Genomic DNA, 20,731 nt, shown 5'->3' with positions numbered 1-20,731 from the left:
AAGTCAAGAGAGAAAAAAATGAAATTATGCATATTTTTTAGAAAATTTATATTTATCAATTTATATTTCTCCGAATTTTATGTATTATTAGAGTAATGGGGTAATGAGAATGGAGGAGGACAATGCAACAAACATTAGAAAAAATAGGCAAACAAGTCTTTTATAAACGGCTTCAGCAAAAAATGACACAAGAAGAACTATGTCAGGGCATTTGTTCTGTCTCATACTTAAGTAAGATCGAAAATGGAAAGATCGAAGCATCAGAAGAAATTCTACAATTGCTCTGCACAAGACTGGAAATTGCCGTGACGGATTTGAGAGATGTAGAAGAAGATGTGAAGGGGAAGCTGGATGAATGGTTGAATGCACTAGTTCATTTGGACAAGCAACAAGTAGAACGTATATATGAAGAGTTGCAAGGTGAAATGAAGCATGTATTGGATTTTGAAATTATAAATTATTATAAACTGCTGTATACACGTTATTTAATTATGAAAAGGGATTTTCCTGCTGTCGAAAAAGAGTTAGAGAGCTTAAAGAAGATGTACAAAAAGTATTCACCATTCCAAAAATTATTATATACGTATAGCAAAGGGTTATATTATTTTTTACAACATAGATATAAGAAGGCATTGGAGTATTTGACTCGAACAGAAGTAATGGCAAAGGAACAAGGTTATCATGAGAATGGAATATATTTCAATTTGGCTCTTGTTTATAATGAATTAGAAGTTGAACATATGACTTTACATTTTGCTAATGTAGCAATGGAAGGATTTAAGAATGAATATAAATTCCGTTATGTGATAAATTGCCAGTTACTTATTGCGTTGAGTTATATACAAAAAAAGCAATATAATGAAGCACTATCTATTTATAATAATATTTTGAGGGAAGCAAATTCTTTTGCTGATAAAGAAAGTATAACAGCTATTGCTTTAAATAATTTAGGCTTCTTGTACTATAACTTAAAAGATTATGCAAAAGCAAAAGATTATTATTTACAATGCCTAAAGTACAAAAAGGAAGAGGATTTAAATTATATTGATGCAGTGTATGAGATCGCTTTGCAGTGTATTGAATTAAAAGAATTTGAAGAAGCGAAAGATTGGATTAATAAAGGGATAGATGTTGCCAAGAGGGATGAAAAGTATAAAAGTATGCTATATATACTTTCAATGCTTAAGAATAAATACTTTGAAACGAAAGATGTTTATAAAAGATTTTTAGAAGTTGAGGCAATCCCATTTTTTAGAGGCGAAGAAAATAAAAAGGAATTAAAAATGGTGTATTTAGAACTAGCAGGATATCACGAGGAATTACTAGAATTTAAGGAAAGTAATAACTACTATAAATTAGCAATTAATTTATTAGAAGAAAAGGGAGGAAAATAATATGAAAAAAATAATTATTGGTGCTTTGGCTTTGGTAGCTGTATTAGTGGTATTGGAACCGCAATATGCTTGGACATCGGATATTTATGGTCAAGGAGAAAAAGTAGTAGAATTAATAAATTCTTAACAGAAACCCCTTTCCAACCGGAAAGGGATTTTTCAATATTTGTTCCTCAAAATTCTACAAAACTTGAGAAAATAATTATTTGAATTTTTAGTATATTAATAGTGGAAACATAATGCTAATATGAAACTACTCTTTTTCAAAAAAATTTTTATTAGGGGGAAGGTTCATGAAAAAGAAAAGTTTAGCGTTAGTGTTAGCGACAGGAATGGCAGTTACAACGTTTGGAGGGACAGGCTCTGCGTTTGCGGATTCTAAAAATGTACTCTCTACGAAGAAGTACAATGAGACAGTACAGTCACCTGAGTTTATTTCTGGTGATCTAACTGAAGCAACTGGCAAGAAAGCAGAATCTGTTGTGTTTGATTACTTAAACGCAGCAAAAGGTGATTACAAGCTAGGGGAAAAGAGTGCGCAAGATTCTTTCAAAGTGAAACAAGTGAAGAAAGATGCTGTAACTGATTCAACAGTAGTACGTATGCAACAAGTTTACGAAGGAGTGCCTGTATGGGGTTCTACTCAAGTAGCTCACGTAAGTAAAGACGGTTCTTTAAAAGTATTGTCTGGAACAGTTGCACCTGATTTGGACAAAAAGGAAAAGTTGAAAAATAAAAATAAGATTGAAGGCGCAAAAGCAATTGAAATCGCGCAGCAAGATTTAGGGGTAACACCGAAATATGAGGTAGAACCAAAAGCGGACTTATATGTATATCAAAACGGTGAGGAAACAACATATGCATATGTTGTAAATCTAAACTTCTTAGATCCAAGCCCAGGAAACTACTACTATTTCATTGAGGCAGACAGCGGTAAAGTATTAAATAAGTTTAATACAATTGATCATGTGACGAATGATGATAAGTCACCAGTTAAGCAAGAGGCTCCTAAACAGGATGCGAAAGCTGTTGTAAAGCCTGTTACAGGAACGAATAAAGTAGGAACTGGTAAAGGTGTATTAGGAGATACGAAGTCGCTTAATACAACGTTATCTGGATCATCTTACTACTTACAAGATAATACACGCGGGGCAACGATTTTCACATATGATGCGAAAAACCGTTCAACATTACCAGGAACATTATGGGCAGATGCAGATAATGTTTTCAATGCAGCGTATGATGCAGCAGCAGTAGATGCTCATTACTATGCAGGCAAAACATATGATTATTATAAAGCTACATTTAATAGAAATTCTATTAATGATGCAGGAGCTCCGTTAAAATCAACAGTTCATTACGGAAGTAATTATAATAATGCATTCTGGAACGGATCACAAATGGTATACGGAGATGGCGATGGTGTAACGTTTACTTCATTATCTGGTGGTATTGATGTAATTGGTCACGAGTTAACGCATGCTGTTACGGAAAATAGTTCAAATCTAATTTATCAAAATGAATCAGGGGCTTTAAATGAAGCGATTTCTGATATCTTTGGTACTTTAGTAGAATTCTATGATAACCGTAACCCAGATTGGGAGATTGGTGAAGATATTTACACGCCTGGTAAAGCAGGAGACGCGCTTCGCTCTATGAGTGATCCAGCGAAATATGGTGATCCAGACCATTATTCTAAGCGTTACACTGGTTCAAGTGATAACGGTGGCGTTCATACAAACAGCGGCATTATTAATAAACAAGCTTATTTATTAGCAAATGGTGGTACGCATTACGGTGTAACTGTAACTGGTATCGGTAAAGATAAATTAGGTGCGATTTACTACCGTGCAAATACACAGTATTTCACGCAATCTACTACATTTAGTCAAGCTCGTGCTGGTGCAGTACAAGCTGCTGCAGACTTATATGGTGCAAATTCTGCTGAAGTAGCAGCGGTTAAGCAATCATTTAGTGCTGTTGGTGTAAACTAAGGTTTTAAGGAAGAGCTAGTAATAAAATACCTCAAAAATAAAGAAGGAGCCTATGCTCCTTCTTTATTTTTTTCTCCATTTTTTCCACAAATAAAACAATCCAATAACGCCTGCGATTGTTACAACCCACTTCGCTTCATTTGTTCCGTTCATGACTTGGTATGCCGAATATACTTCAATCAATAATGCCGGTATTTTACCTATTGTACTGGCAATACTGAAGGAGAGTAATGACATTTTCCCTAGAGCTGCAAATAAAGTCACGATACTTGATGGGATGAAAGGTATCAATCGAAACGATAGAACGAGTAGAAAGGCCTCTCTACCTTGTACATAAAGAAGACGCTTTACCTTTGGGTACTTATTTACTTTATCGTGAGTGAACTTTTGAAGGCCCATGCGGTAAATATAAAACGAGATAATGGCCCCTAAGGCCTCACCTGCGATCGAAATGATTGTGCCATTTGTTACACCGAAGAGCTGTATATTAATGGCGGTTAAAAAGATGCTAGGAATAACACCTAAAAGACTAATGATGATGTTAATTAAGATACTAAGTGGAATTGCGATTGAATAGTATTCTGTTAAGAAATTTTGAATCGTTTCAGCCATTGTTTAAAATCCTTTATCTTTTTTTGCATTACACCACATTTCGTTTGTATAGGCAAGGGTAAATTTACATAATGTAGAAAAATGTTGATAAGAAGGGGTCTTTATACCTTATATGGGTATTGGGTATATAAAAACAGGGGTATTTTAAAATGTTTTGAAAAATACTATAAAAACCTTTTTATAAAAGAGTTTTATAGTTATATTATCAGTGTTTTCATCTGGGAAATAATCATAAAATATAGGGGGTATATATTATAAAAGTCGAAAAATAGAGGGTTGATGAAATTGCGCGGGTAAATATGGAAAAACAGATAAAAAAATGAAAACTGATAGATTTTTTCGTTGTGAAATTGACTTTTATTGAAGTTGCGATAATAATCATGAAAGAGGTGATATGATGAAACGAATAAGTAGTCTTTTCTTGAGTGGTTTATTGGCACTAATGCTGATCTTAAGTGGATGTGCAGGAAAAGAACAAAAAACAGAGAAACAAACAGGGAATCAATCGACATCAGTAGAAAAAATTAGTGATAATATTTTAGATGAAATGGAAGGACCACCTAAAAATGGTCATACGATTGAAAGACATGTAGGCAAATCAGAAGAAGATTTGAAGAATCGCTTGAAGACAGATAAAGTATCAGCAGCAAGTACATACTATGACAAGGAAACAGCAACGAAAGCTGTAAAAGATAGTTTGAAGCAGCATGATAAGGAAATTCAAGACTGGTTAAAAAATTCTAAAGAGGCTCGTCTCGTATTAAATACAACACATTCATTCCCGGTTGGAAAAACGGTAATAAAGAAAAATATGAGTGTAAAAGACAAGTTAGTAAAAACTGTTACTGTTTTAGCAAGAGATAAGTCAGGAGAATTAGGGTTTAAGATTATTACTTCTTATCCATCTGATAAATAAGAAGGGGGAGTACATTATGTATACGACATTACAATACTTTCTTAAATCGTACTGTACGTTAAGCGTTCATGAGGATGAAATAGTAAGCGTGATGGAAGAGTTTATTGAACAAGAAGACGAAGAAATTGTTTTGAAATTACGTGATGAATTAATAAATATGAAGAAAAAGAACGCGTGGGAAGAGGCGTGTGTATTAGCTACGAAACAAGGCAATCGTATGTGGTCTTTAGAAGAAACGAAAGACCATCTTGAAACTTTTTTACTATTACTGCAAAAGAAAAAGGCGTGATATAATCACGCCTTTTTCTTTATGCTATTCGGTGGATATTATCTATTCTTTTGGAGCGCTTTTATATACGCTTTTTGAAATTTGTCCATTTGATATTACTTCCCCGTTTTGTGTTACTTTTTTATACGTAACCGCTGTGATTTTATCACTAGTCCTACTAATTACTTGAGAAGAAACTTCAACATTTTTACCAGTATTTGTACCGAAAATGCGTGTAGTAATACTACCTCCATTTGAAAATGCTTGAATATAAATATGATTGCCCGTATTATTTTTAAATTTTAAATCTGGACCATAATCTGCTACTGCTGCATCTTGCCCAAGTGGTAAATAATTTACCGGCATAGAATGATTGCTTCGAGAAACAATGCCTAAATCTGCCCTTAAAGCTGCGCTGTATAATGTACTACTGACTTGGCAAACTCCTCCCCCTGCACTTTGTATTACTTTACCTTGTGAATATACTGCTGCAGATTTGTAACCATGTGCAGCATCAGTTACGCCAACGCGGCCGTTAAAACTAAACGTTTCATCAGGTGCGACAATAACCCCACTTAAAGTATTGGCTGACTTATTTACGTTAAATGATTGATTTCCGTTACGGCCGGCCATTGGAGTAGAATATTCAGCGATGACTTCTTTAATACCCATTTTCTGTATGTCTTCTGTAGAACGTTCTGGTTTTATAAATGTAACTGGCAATGTAACATCTGATTTACCAGTAGTAATAGCTTCGTTTGTTAAACCGTTTAGTTTCCCTTTATCAATTTTTTCTCCGTTTTGGCTTTGACTAATATTTACTGTTGAGCCTTCAATACTCAATTCTGCATTAACAGGATTTTTTAATGTTTCATTATATTTATCTTTTATAAAGGTTTCATAAGCTGTTGCATTTAATTGTGGTGTTAATTTATAGTCACGTTTTAATTCACCGTTTTCAGCTTGCTTACGCATTTTGTAACGATTCATTACGTTTCCTTCTTGTTCTTTGAAGATTTTGTCAATAATATCTTTCTCTTTATAATTTATCCCTAAATCTTTCCATGTGTAAGTTTGTTTATCGTTTTGGAATATGTAGGTAAGGGATTTTTGATCTAACTCATTTACCTTTTTATTAATAATTGCTTGAATATCTTTCTTATTTTTTCCTTCGAGAGAAATACCTTCAAATGTAGTATTTGGTAATGCAGTAGTATCTAATTGATTATTTAATTTGGATACATATTGATATCCCCCAACACCGCCTACACAAAGTAATATGCCCCCAGCAATTGCAGAACCAATCAGTATTTTACTTAGCTTCATGTATTTCCCCCCAGAAATTTATGTATAAATATATGTATTACATTTTTTGTATAAAAATGATGAAAATAACATTATGTACGTACTAGTATACTATTATTTTCACTGTGTGTGTAATGTTTTCATAAAAAATGTTACATCGCTGTAATAATTGTCACTTCTTGTCACAATGTGTATGAAAAATATGTTGAAAAATATAATAAAAAGGCTGTCTAGAAAGATCTAGCAGCCTTTTTATTATAATTTTTTATGTTCATTTTTATTCGTAACACCGAGATGTTTTTGAAGGGTAGTTGAAATAGTATCGACGCTTTTTTCATTTGGAACGTAATAATAAATACCGCCTATATATTTATCTGTACCTTCTACTTGCATTTTTTCCATTTTTAAATTTGAATCCATTGAATTTTTTGTAATTGTCATCATATCATCAAACGTTAAATTGGTTTTTAAATCCTTATCGACAGCGTCTAGTAGGCCACCGATTTTATTAATAGAATTAAGAGATAGTGCCTTTTCAGCAATGGCCTCTAATACAAGCTGTTGTCGTTTGCCACGCATATAATCACTATCGATATGACGAGTTCTAGCTAGTGCCAGTGCCTCTTCTCCATTTAAATGTTGACGTCCTTTTTTTAGATGAATTGCATCTGCTTCATCTTTACTATTTTGCTCTGTGAACTCAACTGGAACGTCCACAGTAATACCACCAAGAGAATCAACAATTTTGATAAAGGATTTAAAGTTGAATTTTACATAATAATCAACTGGAACATCTAAAAAGTTCTCTACCGTATCAATTGTGCTGTCTACACCACCGAATACGTGAGCATGTGTAATTTTATCGTATTTATCACGTGATTTAATGTAGACGCGTGAGTCACGTGGAATGCTTACAAGTTTAACGGATTTATCGTTTTTATTAATTGTTGCAAGTAATAACGCATCTGTTCGAGTTGCTTTTCCATAACCTTTTTCCCTAATTTCACTTTCATCAACACCCATAATAAGTACGGAAATGTTGTCGGTCATAGGTTTAACAGCTTTTTCACGTTTACTGGACTTATCTCCTCGACCTAGTTCAGCATAAGCATTATTTAAGACGGACTTTGCTTTACTGTATATATGGAATGAGTAGCCTCCTGCTCCAAGTGCTACAATTAGTAATGGAATAAGAAGGAACCAAAGTAGGCGTTTTTTCTTTGAGCGTCCTTTTTTGGCTCGCGTATTGTTGTTCATGTCGGATTTCATCATTTTTTCTCCTTTAAAACTATCAAAGTGTATACATTTAGAAGTGTATTCAAACACATAAAAAATATTTTACGCTAAATAAAAGCGATTGTACATGTATAAAAAATAGATGTCTTGATTATTTATAAGACACCTATTCGTTATTGTATACAAAAGATAGGGATAAGAAAATGATAAAATTTTACCTAATTACAACATAATGCTTACGATAATTGCAGATAAAATACTAACGAGAGTAGCTCCATATAGTAATTTAAGGCCAAACCTCGCAACAACGTTTCCTTGTTCTTCGTTTAGTCCTTTTACCGCACCTGAAATAATACCAATGGAAGAAAAATTGGCAAAAGATACAAGGAAAACAGAAATAATACCAACTGTACGGGGAGAAAGGCTATTAGAAATTTTACTGAGGTCCATCATTGCAACAAATTCATTCGTTACAAGCTTCGTTGCCATAATGCTGCCAGCCGCGACAATTTCAGAACTTGGTACACCGATAAGGAATGCGATAGGTGCAAATACATAGCCGATTAATTGTTGGAACGTAATACCGAATATAATGAGGAACAGGTCATTAATACAACTAATTAATGCGACGAATCCGATGAGCATAGCGCCGACAACAATGGCTACACGAAAACCATCAAGAATGTATTCTCCAAGCATTTCAAAAAAGCTTTGTTTTTCACCTTTGATTTCTAAAATATCTTCGTCATCTTTAACGTCGTAAGGGTTAATGATGAGTACGATAATAAAACCGCTAAATAAATTGAGAACGAGTGCAGTTACTACATATTTAGGTTCAATCATTGTCATATAGGCACCTACGATAGACATAGATACGGTTGACATAGCAGAGGCACAAAGTGTATAAAGACGGTGTTTTGGAATTTGAGCTAATTGCTTTTTCACTGTAATAAAAACTTCTGATTGGCCGACAATGGCAGAGGCGATAGCGTTGTAAGATTCTAATTTCCCAAGACCATTTATTTTACTAAGAAAGTACCCGATCCAATGAATAAAAAATGGTAGTATTTTGAAATGTTGTAATATACCAATTAAAACAGAAATAAAGACGATTGGTAATAATACATTAAGGAAAAATGGCATTTCACCTTTATTTGCAAGGCCACCAAATACGAAATTTATTCCATCAGCAGCATACTCGAGTAGCTTGGTAAACAAACTGGAAATGATTCTAATTAGTATGAGGCCGACTTCTGTATTTAGTAGTAAATAGGTTAAAATTAACTGTATAATAAGCATGATAAAAATTGGTTTAAATTTAATATGCTTCTTATTATTGCTAGCAATATAAGCGAGCAAGAAAACAACAATTAGTCCGACGAAAAAAGTAATGAATTTCATGATAAGCCCCCTAAAAGAGATATTCTGCTATATATGTTTTTCATTTCAAGAGAGAATATGCATCTTTGGTAAAGAAAGGAATAGAGAGAGTATGAATATATGTAGAGTGCATCACGTTGCAATTATTTGTTCGAATTATGAGACGTCAAAGGATTTTTATACTAGAATATTAGGATTTAAAGAACTGAATGAAGTATATAGAAAGGAACGAGATTCTTATAAATTAGATTTATGTGTAGGAGAAGAGTATCAAATCGAATTATTTTCATTTCCAAATCCGCCTGAGCGCAAAAGTTTTCCAGAAGCAGCAGGTCTTAGACATTTAGCATTTGCTGTTACAAATATAGAAGAAGCTGTGAAGCATTTAAATCAATGTGGTGTTGAGACCGAATCGATCCGTATTGATGAAATAACGGAGAAGAAATTCGTCTTTTTCCAAGATCCCGATGGTTTACCTTTAGAATTGTATGAGGTTTGAAAATTGGTGGATTTTATATAGAGTTGCTTTCCAATAATTGAAGAAACTAAAGTGAAACTTCTTTTTAAAAGGAGGTGTAACTTTAGCTAAGAAAGCTAAAGGACATATGTGGATATTTTAAAATTATTGATGGTAGTCATTCTTATTGGATTAACAGCATTTTTTGTGGCTGTTGAATTTGCAATTATTAAGGTACGTAGCAGTCGTATTGATCAACTCGTTAGCGAAAAAAGACGAGGTGCACTGGCAGCTAAAAAGGTAACTTCAAATTTAGATGAATATTTATCGGCCTGTCAGCTAGGTATTACAATTACTGCTTTAGGGCTCGGGTGGCTAGGGGAACCAACTATTAAACATTTACTCGAGCCGTTGTTTTTAAAATTAAAATTCTCACCTGCAATTTCCAGTACAGTTTCATTTATTATTGCCTTTGCAGTAATTACATTTTTACATGTTGTCATTGGGGAACTTGCTCCAAAGACATTTGCTATACAAAAAGCAGAACAAGTTAGCTTATTGTTATCGAAACCACTTATTTATTTTTACCGAGTTATGTATCCGTTTATTTGGGCTTTGAATGGTTCAGCGAGGGTTGTAACTGGTTTATTCGGATTACATCCAGCTTCTGAACATGAAGTAGCTCATTCAGAAGAAGAATTAAGGTTAATCTTATCTGAGAGCTATGAGAGCGGAGAGATTAACCAAAGGGAATTTAAATATGTAAATAATATTTTTGAATTTGATAATAGAGTAGCAAAAGAAATTATGGTACCTCGTACGGAAGTTGTAGGCTTATATGAGGACGAACCATTTGAAACACATATTAAAGTAATCGCACAAGAAAAGTACACGAGATATCCTGTATTTGGTGAAGATAAAGATGAAATTATTGGGATGGTTAATGTAAAAGATTTATTTATTCGTTATATGGATGGGAATCGGGACGAGGAGTGCTCGATTATGCCATATACTAGGCCAGTTATTGAAGTGCTAGAAAATATTCCAATTCATGATTTACTATTACAAATGCAAAGAAAACACATTCCATTAGCTGTATTGTATGATGAATATGGTGGTACAGCAGGGATTGTTACACTAGAAGATATTTTAGAAGAAATTGTTGGAGAAATTCGAGATGAATACGATGAAGATGAGAATCCACCTATAGAGCATGTAAGTGAAGGTTATAAAATCGTAGAGGGAAAAGTGCTTATTAGTGAAGTAAATGATTTGCTTGGCATACATTTAATTGCTGATGATGTAGATACAATTGGTGGCTGGATTATGGTACAAAAACAAATCGTTGCTGAAGGAGATGTTATTGAGAAACATGGTTTTTATTTTAAAGTCCTTGAAAAGGATATGCATCAAATTAAACGAGTGGAAATAAGGAAAGTAGAAGAATGATTTTCTGTAAACTTTAATAAAAAGGATATACAGAAAAATAAATGTTTGCGCTTTCAAAAAAGGTGCTATATAGTGAAGGTGGATACTGAAAAATTCTTCTGAATGATACTCGTGTTTTTAGAGGGCGGATTTTTTGGATAAGGATTTAGAATGAAAAAGTATAGGTGATAAAAATGATAGCAACGAAGGATATACGTATAGAAAAAGATTTTTTAGGTGAAAAAGAAGTACCAAGTGCAGCTTATTATGGTGTACAAACATTACGTGCCGTAGAAAACTTCCCAATTACAGGATACCGCATTCATCCATCACTCATTACAGCAATGGCAATTGTGAAAAAAGCGGCGGCACTTGCGAATATAGATACTGGTTACTTAGCTAAAGACATTGGACATGAAATTGCAGAAGCAGCGCAAGAAATTGTTGATGGAAAGTTTCATGATCAATTTATCGTGGATCCTATTCAAGGCGGAGCCGGAACTTCTATTAATATGAATACAAATGAAGTAATTGCGAATAGAGCGTTAGAACGTATGGGATATGAAAAAGGGGCGTATGCGAAAATTAGCCCAAACACTCATGTGAACATGGCCCAATCAACGAACGATGCGTTTCCAACAGGGATTCATATTGCAACTCTTATGATGTTAGAAAAGCTTCTTATTACAATGGAAGAACTTCATTCTGCTTTTCGTAAAAAAGCAAAAGAGTTTGATCACGTTATTAAAATGGGACGCACACATTTACAAGATGCAGTTCCAATTCGCCTTGGGCAAGAATTTGAAGCATATAGCCGAGTGCTTGCGCGTGATATAAAAAGAATTAAACAGTCTCGTCAACATTTATATGAAGTGAATATGGGGGCGACAGCTGTTGGCACAGGATTAAATGCAAATCCTACGTATATTGAACAAGTAGTAAAACATTTAAGAACGTTTAGTGGATTCCCACTTGTTGGTGCAGAGCATTTAGTTGATGCAACGCAAAATACAGATGCATACACAGAAGTATCTGCAGCACTTAAAGTATGTATGATGAACATGTCTAAAATTGCAAACGATCTTCGTATTATGGCGTCTGGGCCACGTGTTGGGTTAGCTGAAATTCAATTGCCAGCACGTCAGCCGGGTTCATCGATTATGCCAGGTAAAGTAAATCCAGTTATGGCAGAAGTAATTAACCAAGTCGCATTCCAAGTAATCGGAAACGATCATACAATTTGCTTAGCATCAGAAGCAGGACAATTAGAGTTAAACGTAATGGAGCCTGTGCTTGTATTTAATTTAATTCAATCTATAAGTATTATGAATAATGGATTCCGTGTATTCCGTGAATATTGTATTGAAGGAATTACAGCAAATGAAGAATTGCTGAAGCAATATGTTGAGAAAAGTGTTGGAATTATTACAGCAGTTAATCCTCATATTGGTTATGAAGTAGCATCTCGTATTGCACGTGAAGCAATTGAAACAGGAAAATCTGTTAGGGAGTTATGTTTAGAACATGGTGTACTGACAGAAGAGGAATTGGATATTATTTTAGATCCATTCGAAATGACTCACCCTGAAATTGCTGGAGCTTCTTTATTAAAAAATAAAAAAATGTAATGTGAAAAACACCGATCCATTTGGATCGGTGTTTTATTTTTAAAAGATATTAAATACAGCGTTTAATTGAAGTAAGCTAATAACAGCTAAGAAGATTAAACTGTATTTCATTGCTGTTTTAAATAGAGCAGATTCTTTCCCAACTAGTCCAACTGCGGCACAAGCAACTGCTACAGATTGTGGTGAAACCATTTTTGCCATTGTACCACCTACTACGTTTAAGGCAACGAGTGTAGAAGGAACGATGTTTAACTGGTCTGCTGTTACTGCTTGAAGTGGTGCGAATAAAGAACCACTTGAAACTACTGAACCTGTAATGAATACGCCAATCCATCCTAAGATTGGAGAAAGAACTGGGAATGCATTACCAGTAGAAGAGAATGCAAGTCCAAGTGTAGACGACATACCAGAGTAGTTCTCTACGTAAGCTAAAGCGATAACGCTACAAATTGTATATACTGGAGCTTTTAATTCTTTCATTGTTTCAATCATTAATTCTTTAACCATTTTACCTTTTACGCGGTAAACGATAAGTGAAACGATAATTGCTAGTACAATCGCTGTAGTTGTAGAAGAGAATACATCGAATTTGAAAACAGCTGCGAAAGGTGTAGCAGCTTTTGTAATTGGTGTAGTTTTCATAACAGCATTATGAAGACCAGGGAACTGAATGTTAAATACTAAGTTTGCTAACGCACCATCTGGAGCAAATAAAGCTTTAATCGGTTTTAAGTTAAAGATTGTTACAAATGCAGTTAAGAATACGAATGGAGACCAAGCATATAAAATTTGATTGAATGTATGTGATACTTTAGTTTCTTGTTTTTCTTCTTTAGTAGAAGATTTTGGTTGCCAAACACGTAAGAATAATGCAAGAGCAATCATACTTACAACGGCTGCGAAAATATTAGTAAGTTCTGCACCTAAGAAGTAAGTTACAGCGAATTGAGTAATTGCGAAAGAAACACCACTTACAAGAATACCTTGCCAAGTTTCTTTAATACCTTTAATTCCATCGACCATTGAAACAAGTAAGAAAGGTAAGATAACACTAATGAAAGGTAAAATAAGAACAGTTTGACGACCAATAGTTAATGCGTCAAGTTGAGTTAATTGTGCTGGTACTGTAACTGGAATACCCATAGCACCCATAGCACCACCAGCGATATTAGCTACTAAACAAATACCTGCTGCTTTTAATGGGTTAAATCCCATACCTACAAGTAGTGCAGCTGTAATAGCAACTGGAACCCCTAGACCAGCTGCGCCTTCTAAGAAAGCACCGAAAGAATAAGCGATTAATAATACTTGTAAACGTTGATCATTTGTAATGCTTGAAATACTATCGCGAATAATATTGAATTGCTCTGTTTTAACAGTTAATTTGTAAAGGAAAATTGCGGCGATAACGATAGTACAAATTGGATAAAATCCAGATAAAACACCGAATCCAGCAGATGCTACAGCTACTGTTGCTGGCATTTTATAAACAAATATTGCAAGGATAATAGCGACAATCACACTATAAAGACCAGTCATGTAACTTTTCATTTTGAATCCCATTAAACAAATGATGAAACAAAAGATTGGAAGTGCTGCGATTAGTGCAGATAACCAAATATTGTTTAATGGGTCATAAATTTGTGTCCAAGTACTCATAATAATGACAACTCCTATCTATTATATGTGAAGAAATTCACATTATTTGTGAAACTATTCACAATCAACTTACATGCTTAGTATATTCTCCTTCAACACTATTGTCAACGTAAAAAAGTATAATTATTCCATAATAGTGTTAAAAGAAAAGCTTTGTTCATAAAGTAGACAAAAAACACACTCAAATGAATTTAAGTGTGCTGTATAAGTTATTTGCATATTATTTTGCTTATTTAGATGGCATGTTCCTTATAGGCGTATATTAGATGCCATCTTTTATATCGAGTATAAAGTTTGATATATGAACTGATCTGTCCTGTTTGATCTAGTGAGGGAGGAATGGTGAGTGGATTTAATAGGAAGTTTTGCACAACAGTCCAACCGCTTGCAATACGAATAAAAAATAAGAAACAAATTTTTAATATCACATCATCTCTTTTTACTGAAAATTCCTTTTAGCGTAACAAAGAGGTTAATTATAGTTCAACTACATTACGATAGGTTATCAATTATAGACGGTATTTTACAATACCGTTACTGTGCATTTCAATGAGGTGAAAATATAACAAAAAGCCTGATAAAACAACGTTTGCAAGCAAAGTATTCGTAGGCCATTATTTTGCTTTTTCGTTATATCATATAGTATAATATTCAAAATCAACAAGGATTTTTTCCTGAATTTTTGTTGATGAAAATGGAAAAATTTTTCGGCTTTATAGGTTGATAAAGTTATGTCGTAACAGGAAATATAAGAACAGATATATAAATAAATAAAAAGAACATAAAAACGCAAATAAAAACGAAAATGAGGGGAACTTTATGAGCCAAAATCAATTCGAATGTCGTATTTCAGAAGAAGATGTACAAATGTTAAGAGCGTTAGCTCACCCACTTCGTCTACGTCTAGTAATGGAACTTATGCAAAGAGGAACATGTAATGTAACACAACTACAGGAAGTATTAGAAATTCCGCAATCAACGGTTTCACAACATTTAACGAAGTTAAAGCAAAATAAAGTAGTGCGCTTTGAAAGACGAGGATTAGAAGTGTATTACCAAATCCATAATGATAAAGTAAGTGCGGTAGTAAAAACATTATTTTCTTAAAATTTGAATATTATGGAAAAAGACGTGTGGAATATACGTCTTTTTTTATTTGTCAGAAAGGTAGCGAGAGAGTAAATATTAGCATGTGAGGAAGAAATGACTATCAATCAACATGCTGCTTTACGGAATATATTCTAAAAGGAAAAGAAAAAATAGAAAAGAGTGTAGTAAGCAAAAGGAGGGATATTAGTATGGATGTGAAACGTGTGAAACAAATCTTATCTTCTTCAAGTAGAATTGACGTTACATATGAGGGCGTACCAGTATGGATTGAGAGCTGTGATGAGCAGAAGGGGAGTGCTCAAGTGTATGATGTATCTAATCCTGGTGAGAGCGTTCATGTGGACGTGACAGCTTTAGAGGAGAAATAATAAAAAAGACGCTTCTAATTTTAGAAGCGTCTTTTTGTTATTCCATCATATGTGCAATTTTCTTAGAGAACATAAGAAGTACTAATCCTAGTACGATTACGATAACACCGATGCTCGCGAATACTTCTAAATATCCTAAAGATTGAGTGAAAGCAGCTAATTGTCCTGCTAAGAAGTTTGCACATCCAGTACCAGCTAACCATACACCCATTAATAAAGAAGCTAATTTAACAGGAGCGATTGCACTAACCATAGATAATCCGATTGGTGATAAGAATAATTCACCGATTGTGTGGAACATGTAAGTGAATACAATGAATAGTAAGTTTGCCTTCATTGTAATGTTACCTTCATCACTACCAGTTTTTAAAACAGCTAAAGTTAGAACTAAATATCCAATCCCTAGTAAAATCATACCTAGGGCCATTTTTGTTGGGATTTTTAAATCACCATTTTTTGTTTTTGAAAGTTTAATCCATAAAGCTGAAACAGGTAATGCTAGTAAGATAATGAATAGTGGGTTTACAGATTGGAACCAAGGTGTTGGAATTGTAAATCCACCAATTGTACGATCTACGAACTTATCTGTGTAAAGTGTTAAAGAACTACCAGCTTGTTCAAAGCCTGCCCAGAAGAATACAACGAAACAAGTTAAAATTAAAATTGCAGCTGTACGTTTTTTCTCTTGTGTTGTTAAAGGTTTTTTCTCAATTACTTTTGCAGTTTTTTCTTTAGACTTCTTACCTACAACAGTTGTACCAATTGTTCCTAAGTAACGAGGTGCTAAGAAATTAAAAGCAACCTGTCCAATGATCATACCGATACAAGCTGTTAAGAATCCATATTTGTAATCTGTGAAGTAACCGCAAATGAATGGAGCGATAAGAGCTCCTAAGTTAATTCCCATGTAGAAGATAGTGAAAGCACTATCACGACGAGAATCGTTGTCGCTATATAATTGACCTAGTAAAGTCGAAATATTTGGTTTGAAGAATCCGTTACCGATAACTAATAATCCTAATCCTAAAAATAGTCCAGTTTTCGTATTCATTGAAAATAGTACAAAGTTACCAATTGCCATGATGATACCGCCAATAGTAATGGCGTGTCGTTTCGTAATGAAATGGTCAGTTAACCAACCACCAATGATAGGTGTGAAATATACAAGCATTGTGAAAATACCGTAAATTTGAACTGCAACTGCTTTATCAAATCCTAAACCGCCACTTACTAAGCTCGTTGTTAAATAAAGAACTAATAAGCCACGCATTCCGTAATAACTAAATCTTTCCCATGCCTCTGTAAAGAACAACAAGTATAACCCTGGTGGATGTTTTTTTGGTGATTGTTGCTCTCCAGCTTTGTCTAATTTTAAAGCTGCATCCATTTTTGTTTCCCCCTAATCCTGTATAACGGATATTTATGTAATCATTTTAATTTACAAAATATTTAGAAGTCAATAGAATTATATGGAAATAGAAAGAGAATTTCTAAAAAAGTTCTATTTTTCTTCAACCGTTACTGTATTTTGCCCTGAAAACGAGATGATAAGCGTTTTCAAATGTAATAATTGAATTCTAAAAGAAAATAAAATAGTGATTAATCAGAAAATTTAGATTAAAAAATCTATTCTGATATAAAGAAAATATATTCTATTTACTTTTATAATATAACATATTGGGAATAAAAATACAAAATGAAATAATGTGACACTTCAGTGAAATGAAAAAAACAGCTCCATCAAAGAGAGAGCTGGTTAGAATAAAATTATTTAACAAAGCGTTTTTCGATATCATCTAATAGTAGGTTAGCAGCCATTACACCGCCAGCTGTATTCCAAATAACATCGTCGACTTTGTATGCTTTACCATTTTTTACGGCATTTAAATTTTTAAATAGAGGATCGTTTATATATTCTTTTTCTAGTTCAGATCCTTTTTTCTCATTTCCTTTATCGAATGTGAAGTAGAATAATACGTCACCATCCATAGCAGAAATACGCTCTTTAGATACGTTACGCTCTGCAAAATCATCTTTGTTTTGATCTCCAGGACGTTTAAATCCAAGTTCTTTTAAAATAACACCAGAGAATGTATCGCCATGATAAATACGAACATCACCAGGCATGAAACGAACCATAGAGATTTCTTGATTTACTTTATCGCCAAGTTTGCCTTTTAAATCTTTCATACGTGATTCGTAATCAGCTACAACTTTTTGACCTTCTTTTTCTTTATTTAATGCTTTTGCATAAAATTTGAAGTTATCTTTCCATTCCCCACGTAATGTTTCTGAGAACACAGTAGGTGCAATTGCTTTTAGTTGTTCGTACACTTTTTCGTGACGCATTTTGTTACCGATAATTAAGTCTGGTTTTAAAGAAGCAATTGTTTCAACGTTAACTTGTCCTTCATCACCAACAACTTTTACATCTTTCATTTTATCCTTAATATGTGGATACCATGGGTCACCCGTCCAAGACTTTACAGCACCAACTGGTTTCACACCTAATTCAAGTAAAGCTTCAGTTCCTTCATTTGTTAAGATAACTACACGTTTTGGATTAGCAGGAACTTCTGTTTTACCCATTGCATGTTCTACAGTAACCACTTCTTTTTTATTATCTTCTTTTGTAGATTCTTCTTTGTTATTTGATTTTCCACAAGCGCTTAAAAGCATTGAAAATGCTAGTAAAAATACAAATACTGTAAACGATTTTTTTTGCATGAAATTCATTATGTACCCCCTACATGTTGAGAATATTTTTCAATAGCAAGCATGATATTAAGCCTTTATCTTTTGATTGTCAATACATATGGTTGAAAATAATTCTCATTTCCGTTGACAATAAGAATTAAGTTGAAATACACTTACAACGTATCATTATACATTGAAGGGGAAACGCTGCATGTTATTAAAAACAAATCAAGCAAAATGGATTGGATTATTTGTTGGAATCATTGCAGTCGTTATTTGTATTTGGGGAAGTATTATTTTCGGATATACAAATACGAGCTGGAAATTAGCGCTAGATGCTTTTTTCCATTTTAATGGTTCTAATGAACATATTATTATTCAAAATGTGCGCCTTCCAAGGGCACTTATAGCAGCAAGTGTTGGTGCTAGTTTAGCCATCGCGGGTTGTCTTATGCAAACTTTAACTAAGAATCCACTTGCTTCTCCAGATTTTATTGGATTAAATTCAGGTGCTGCGTTCTTCATAGTTGTAGCAATTGTAATCTTTTCAGTAACATCATTATCAGCTTTCACATGGATTGCCTTTTTAGGAGCTGCGGTTGCAGCTGTACTTGTATTTGCTTCTAGTTCTTTAGGAAAAGAAGGGACTACTCCTCTTAAGTTAACGTTAGCAGGGGTCGCAATTAGTGCGTTATTTTCATCATTAACACAAGGATTACTTGTGTTAAATGAAAAAGCACTTGAAGAGGTATTATTTTGGCTTGCTGGATCTGTGCAAGGGAGAAAGTTAGAAATTTTACAATCTGTATTCCCATATTTATTAATAGGATGGATTGCATCTCTTATGATGGCAGGGAAAGTAAATACATTGATGATGGGAGAAGACGTCGCGAAAGGACTTGGACAACGAACAATTTTAATGAAATCATTCGTGTTACTTATTATTGTACTATTGTCTGGTGGTTCAGTTGCGGTTGCTGGCCCAATTGGATTTATTGGAATTATTACTCCGCATTTTGCTAGATTTCTTGTTGGAGTTGACCACAGATGGAGAGTGCCTTATAGCGGATTGTTAGGTGCAATACTACTAATATTGGCTGATATAGCAGCAAGATATGTCATTATGCCACAAGAAGTACCAGTAGGAGTTATGACAGCATTTATTGGAGCACCGTTCTTTATTTATATTGCACGTAAGAGAGGGCTTAGCAAATGAAGAAATATATTCCGTTTCGTATAGGAAAAGGCGAGCTCTCGTTTTTAATGTATAAACGAGCTTGTCTCGTCTTGTTAAGTTTACTAGTTGTTTTAATAGGATTATTCTTTGCGAGCGCAGGTATGGGAGACATGAAAATTGCTCCTTATGACGTATGGCAAGCAATTACCGGAAATGGCGATGCAATGTCAAATATGGTTGTAAATAAGTTTCGTATGCCACGTATTTTAATTGCTATCCTCGTAGGAATTGCGCTTGCGGTAGCGGGCTGTATTTTACAAGGGCTCGTTCGAAATCCACTTGCTTCTCCTGATATCATCGGGATTACGGGCGGGGCAAGTGTCGCAGTTGTATTATTTTTAGCGTTATTTAGTGATAAAAATAATGCACTAACGGTAAGTATTCATTATATGCCGCTCGCAGCTTTTGCAGGAGCAACGATTGTAGCAGTTTTTGTATACTTATTTGCATGGCAAAATGATGGATTATCACCAATTAGTCTCGTTTTAATTGGTGTTGGATTTTGGGCATTAACGAAGGCGGCGACAACATTATTTATGTTGCTAGCACCAATTTATCAAGCGAGCCAAGCGAATGTATGGATTACGGGTACCGTTTACGGCTCTTCTTGGCAAAATGTTATGGTACTTGCGCCTTGGGTTCTCATTTTAACAGTAATATCATTTATCGCAGCTAGGCATTTAAATGCACAAGAGCTAGGGGATGATATAGCGGTAGGACTTGGGGTTCCTTTAACGAAGTCGCGTGTATTTATGTTATTACTTAGTACAGCTTTAATTGGTGGTGCGGTAGCTTTTGCCGGAGGGATTGGATTTGTCGGTTTAATGGCACCTCATATTTCACGAAGATTAGTTGGTTCTTTATACGGTGCATTACTCCCAGTTGCAGCTATTGTCGGTGCAATTCTAGTACTTGCTGCAGATTTAATAGGGCGTACAATTTTCACACCACTTGAAATTCCAGCAGGGGTATTTACATCAGCAATTGGTGCACCTTATTTCATTTATTTACTTTATAAAAGTCGGAATTCATAAAGGGAGAT

19 protein-coding genes are annotated in these 20,731 nt (G+C 34.2%); 12 read left to right on the top strand and 7 right to left on the bottom strand.

Annotated elements, in window-relative coordinates:
• Nucleotides 1-122: 122 nt before the first annotated feature.
• From ACQRBL_RS03305 to ACQRBL_RS03295, 3 genes are all read left to right on the top strand, one after another.
• Nucleotides 123-1,394, top strand: a complete 1,272-nt coding sequence (locus ACQRBL_RS03305) for a helix-turn-helix domain-containing protein (RefSeq protein ID WP_001187959.1) — start codon at nt 123-125, stop codon at nt 1,392-1,394.
• 1 nt (nt 1,395) lies between these two features.
• On the top strand, nt 1,396-1,521 hold the full coding sequence (locus tag ACQRBL_RS03300; RefSeq protein ID WP_000720172.1) for an NprX family peptide pheromone: 126 nt from the start codon (nt 1,396-1,398) through the stop codon (nt 1,519-1,521).
• 166 nt (nt 1,522-1,687) lie between these two features.
• The gene (locus ACQRBL_RS03295) at nt 1,688-3,388 is read left to right on the top strand and encodes a M4 family metallopeptidase (RefSeq protein WP_078994597.1); all 1,701 of its coding nucleotides are present in this window, start codon (nt 1,688-1,690) and stop codon (nt 3,386-3,388) included.
• 63 nt (nt 3,389-3,451) lie between these two features.
• On the opposite strand, the gene ACQRBL_RS03290 is transcribed toward ACQRBL_RS03295, so the two are convergent.
• Entirely contained in the window at nt 3,452-4,000 is a 549-nt protein-coding gene (locus ACQRBL_RS03290) for a TVP38/TMEM64 family protein (RefSeq protein WP_078994596.1), read from the bottom strand.
• Nucleotides 4,001-4,397: 397 nt separating this feature from the next.
• Between ACQRBL_RS03290 and ACQRBL_RS03285 the strand changes: the two genes are divergently transcribed.
• Nucleotides 4,398-4,916 (top strand): RNase A-like domain-containing lipoprotein, encoded by a 519-nt coding sequence (locus tag ACQRBL_RS03285; RefSeq protein WP_000822706.1) that lies wholly within the window; start codon nt 4,398-4,400, stop codon nt 4,914-4,916.
• A gap of 16 nt (nt 4,917-4,932) precedes the next feature.
• Nucleotides 4,933-5,205 carry a hypothetical protein gene (locus tag ACQRBL_RS03280; RefSeq protein ID WP_065482127.1) on the top strand — a complete coding sequence of 91 codons (273 nt, stop codon included), beginning with the start codon at nt 4,933-4,935 and terminating at the stop codon, nt 5,203-5,205.
• A 42-nt stretch (nt 5,206-5,247) separates the two neighbouring features.
• On the opposite strand, the gene ACQRBL_RS03275 is transcribed toward ACQRBL_RS03280, so the two are convergent.
• The 3 genes from ACQRBL_RS03275 to ACQRBL_RS03265 form a co-directional block, all read right to left on the bottom strand.
• Entirely contained in the window at nt 5,248-6,510 is a 1,263-nt protein-coding gene (locus ACQRBL_RS03275; protein ID WP_411996156.1) for a VanW family protein, read from the bottom strand.
• Between the two features lie 234 nt (nt 6,511-6,744).
• Complete coding sequence (locus tag ACQRBL_RS03270) at nt 6,745-7,761, bottom strand: LCP family protein (protein WP_023521034.1); 1,017 nt, start codon at nt 7,759-7,761, stop codon at nt 6,745-6,747.
• 186 nt (nt 7,762-7,947) lie between these two features.
• Nucleotides 7,948-9,126, bottom strand: a complete 1,179-nt coding sequence (locus ACQRBL_RS03265) for a NupC/NupG family nucleoside CNT transporter (protein WP_000668875.1) — start codon at nt 9,124-9,126, stop codon at nt 7,948-7,950.
• 91 nt (nt 9,127-9,217) lie between these two features.
• Between ACQRBL_RS03265 and gloA2 the strand changes: the two genes are divergently transcribed.
• The 3 genes from gloA2 (at nt 9,218) to aspA (ending at nt 12,618) form a co-directional block, all read left to right on the top strand.
• Nucleotides 9,218-9,604, top strand: coding sequence for an SMU1112c/YaeR family gloxylase I-like metalloprotein (gene gloA2, locus ACQRBL_RS03260; RefSeq protein WP_001017676.1), 387 nt, complete (start codon nt 9,218-9,220; stop codon nt 9,602-9,604).
• Nucleotides 9,605-9,712: 108 nt separating this feature from the next.
• Nucleotides 9,713-11,011: a hemolysin family protein gene (locus ACQRBL_RS03255; RefSeq protein WP_000353315.1), complete on the top strand. Its 1,299-nt coding sequence runs from the start codon at nt 9,713-9,715 to the stop codon at nt 11,009-11,011.
• Nucleotides 11,012-11,184: 173 nt separating this feature from the next.
• Nucleotides 11,185-12,618, top strand: a complete 1,434-nt coding sequence (aspA, locus tag ACQRBL_RS03250) for an aspartate ammonia-lyase (protein ID WP_000562131.1) — start codon at nt 11,185-11,187, stop codon at nt 12,616-12,618.
• A 39-nt stretch (nt 12,619-12,657) separates the two neighbouring features.
• On the opposite strand, the gene ACQRBL_RS03245 is transcribed toward aspA, so the two are convergent.
• Nucleotides 12,658-14,277, bottom strand: a complete 1,620-nt coding sequence (locus tag ACQRBL_RS03245) for an L-lactate permease (protein WP_411996155.1) — start codon at nt 14,275-14,277, stop codon at nt 12,658-12,660.
• A gap of 819 nt (nt 14,278-15,096) precedes the next feature.
• On the opposite strand from ACQRBL_RS03245, the gene ACQRBL_RS03240 reads away from it, so the two are divergent.
• Nucleotides 15,097-15,384, top strand: a complete 288-nt coding sequence (locus tag ACQRBL_RS03240; protein ID WP_000081428.1) for an ArsR/SmtB family transcription factor — start codon at nt 15,097-15,099, stop codon at nt 15,382-15,384.
• 191 nt (nt 15,385-15,575) lie between these two features.
• A complete protein-coding gene (locus ACQRBL_RS03235) occupies nt 15,576-15,755 on the top strand; it encodes an acid-soluble spore protein H (RefSeq protein WP_000382679.1) in 180 nt (59 codons plus the stop codon).
• 37 nt (nt 15,756-15,792) lie between these two features.
• On the opposite strand, the gene ACQRBL_RS03230 is transcribed toward ACQRBL_RS03235, so the two are convergent.
• Both ACQRBL_RS03230 and ACQRBL_RS03225 read right to left on the bottom strand, forming a co-directional pair.
• Nucleotides 15,793-17,142, bottom strand: coding sequence for a peptide MFS transporter (locus ACQRBL_RS03230; protein ID WP_000338305.1), 1,350 nt, complete (start codon nt 17,140-17,142; stop codon nt 15,793-15,795).
• 380 nt (nt 17,143-17,522) lie between these two features.
• Complete coding sequence (locus ACQRBL_RS03225) at nt 17,523-18,491, bottom strand: ABC transporter substrate-binding protein (protein ID WP_109737046.1); 969 nt, start codon at nt 18,489-18,491, stop codon at nt 17,523-17,525.
• A 172-nt stretch (nt 18,492-18,663) separates the two neighbouring features.
• On the opposite strand from ACQRBL_RS03225, the gene ACQRBL_RS03220 reads away from it, so the two are divergent.
• Nucleotides 18,664-19,668, top strand: coding sequence for a FecCD family ABC transporter permease (locus tag ACQRBL_RS03220; RefSeq protein ID WP_000925211.1), 1,005 nt, complete (start codon nt 18,664-18,666; stop codon nt 19,666-19,668).
• Nucleotides 19,665-20,723, top strand: a complete 1,059-nt coding sequence (locus ACQRBL_RS03215) for a FecCD family ABC transporter permease (protein WP_000760059.1) — start codon at nt 19,665-19,667, stop codon at nt 20,721-20,723. Before ACQRBL_RS03220 ends, ACQRBL_RS03215 begins: the two co-directional genes overlap by 4 nt.
• Nucleotides 20,724-20,731: the final 8 nt, after the last annotated feature.

This window comes from Bacillus sp. AF62, assembly GCF_050312695.1.
GTDB classification, from domain to species: Bacteria; Bacillota; Bacilli; order Bacillales; family Bacillaceae_G; genus Bacillus_A; species Bacillus_A cereus.
Note: the sequence above shows the minus strand (reverse complement) of the source record. Positions and strands in the feature narration are given on the sequence as shown.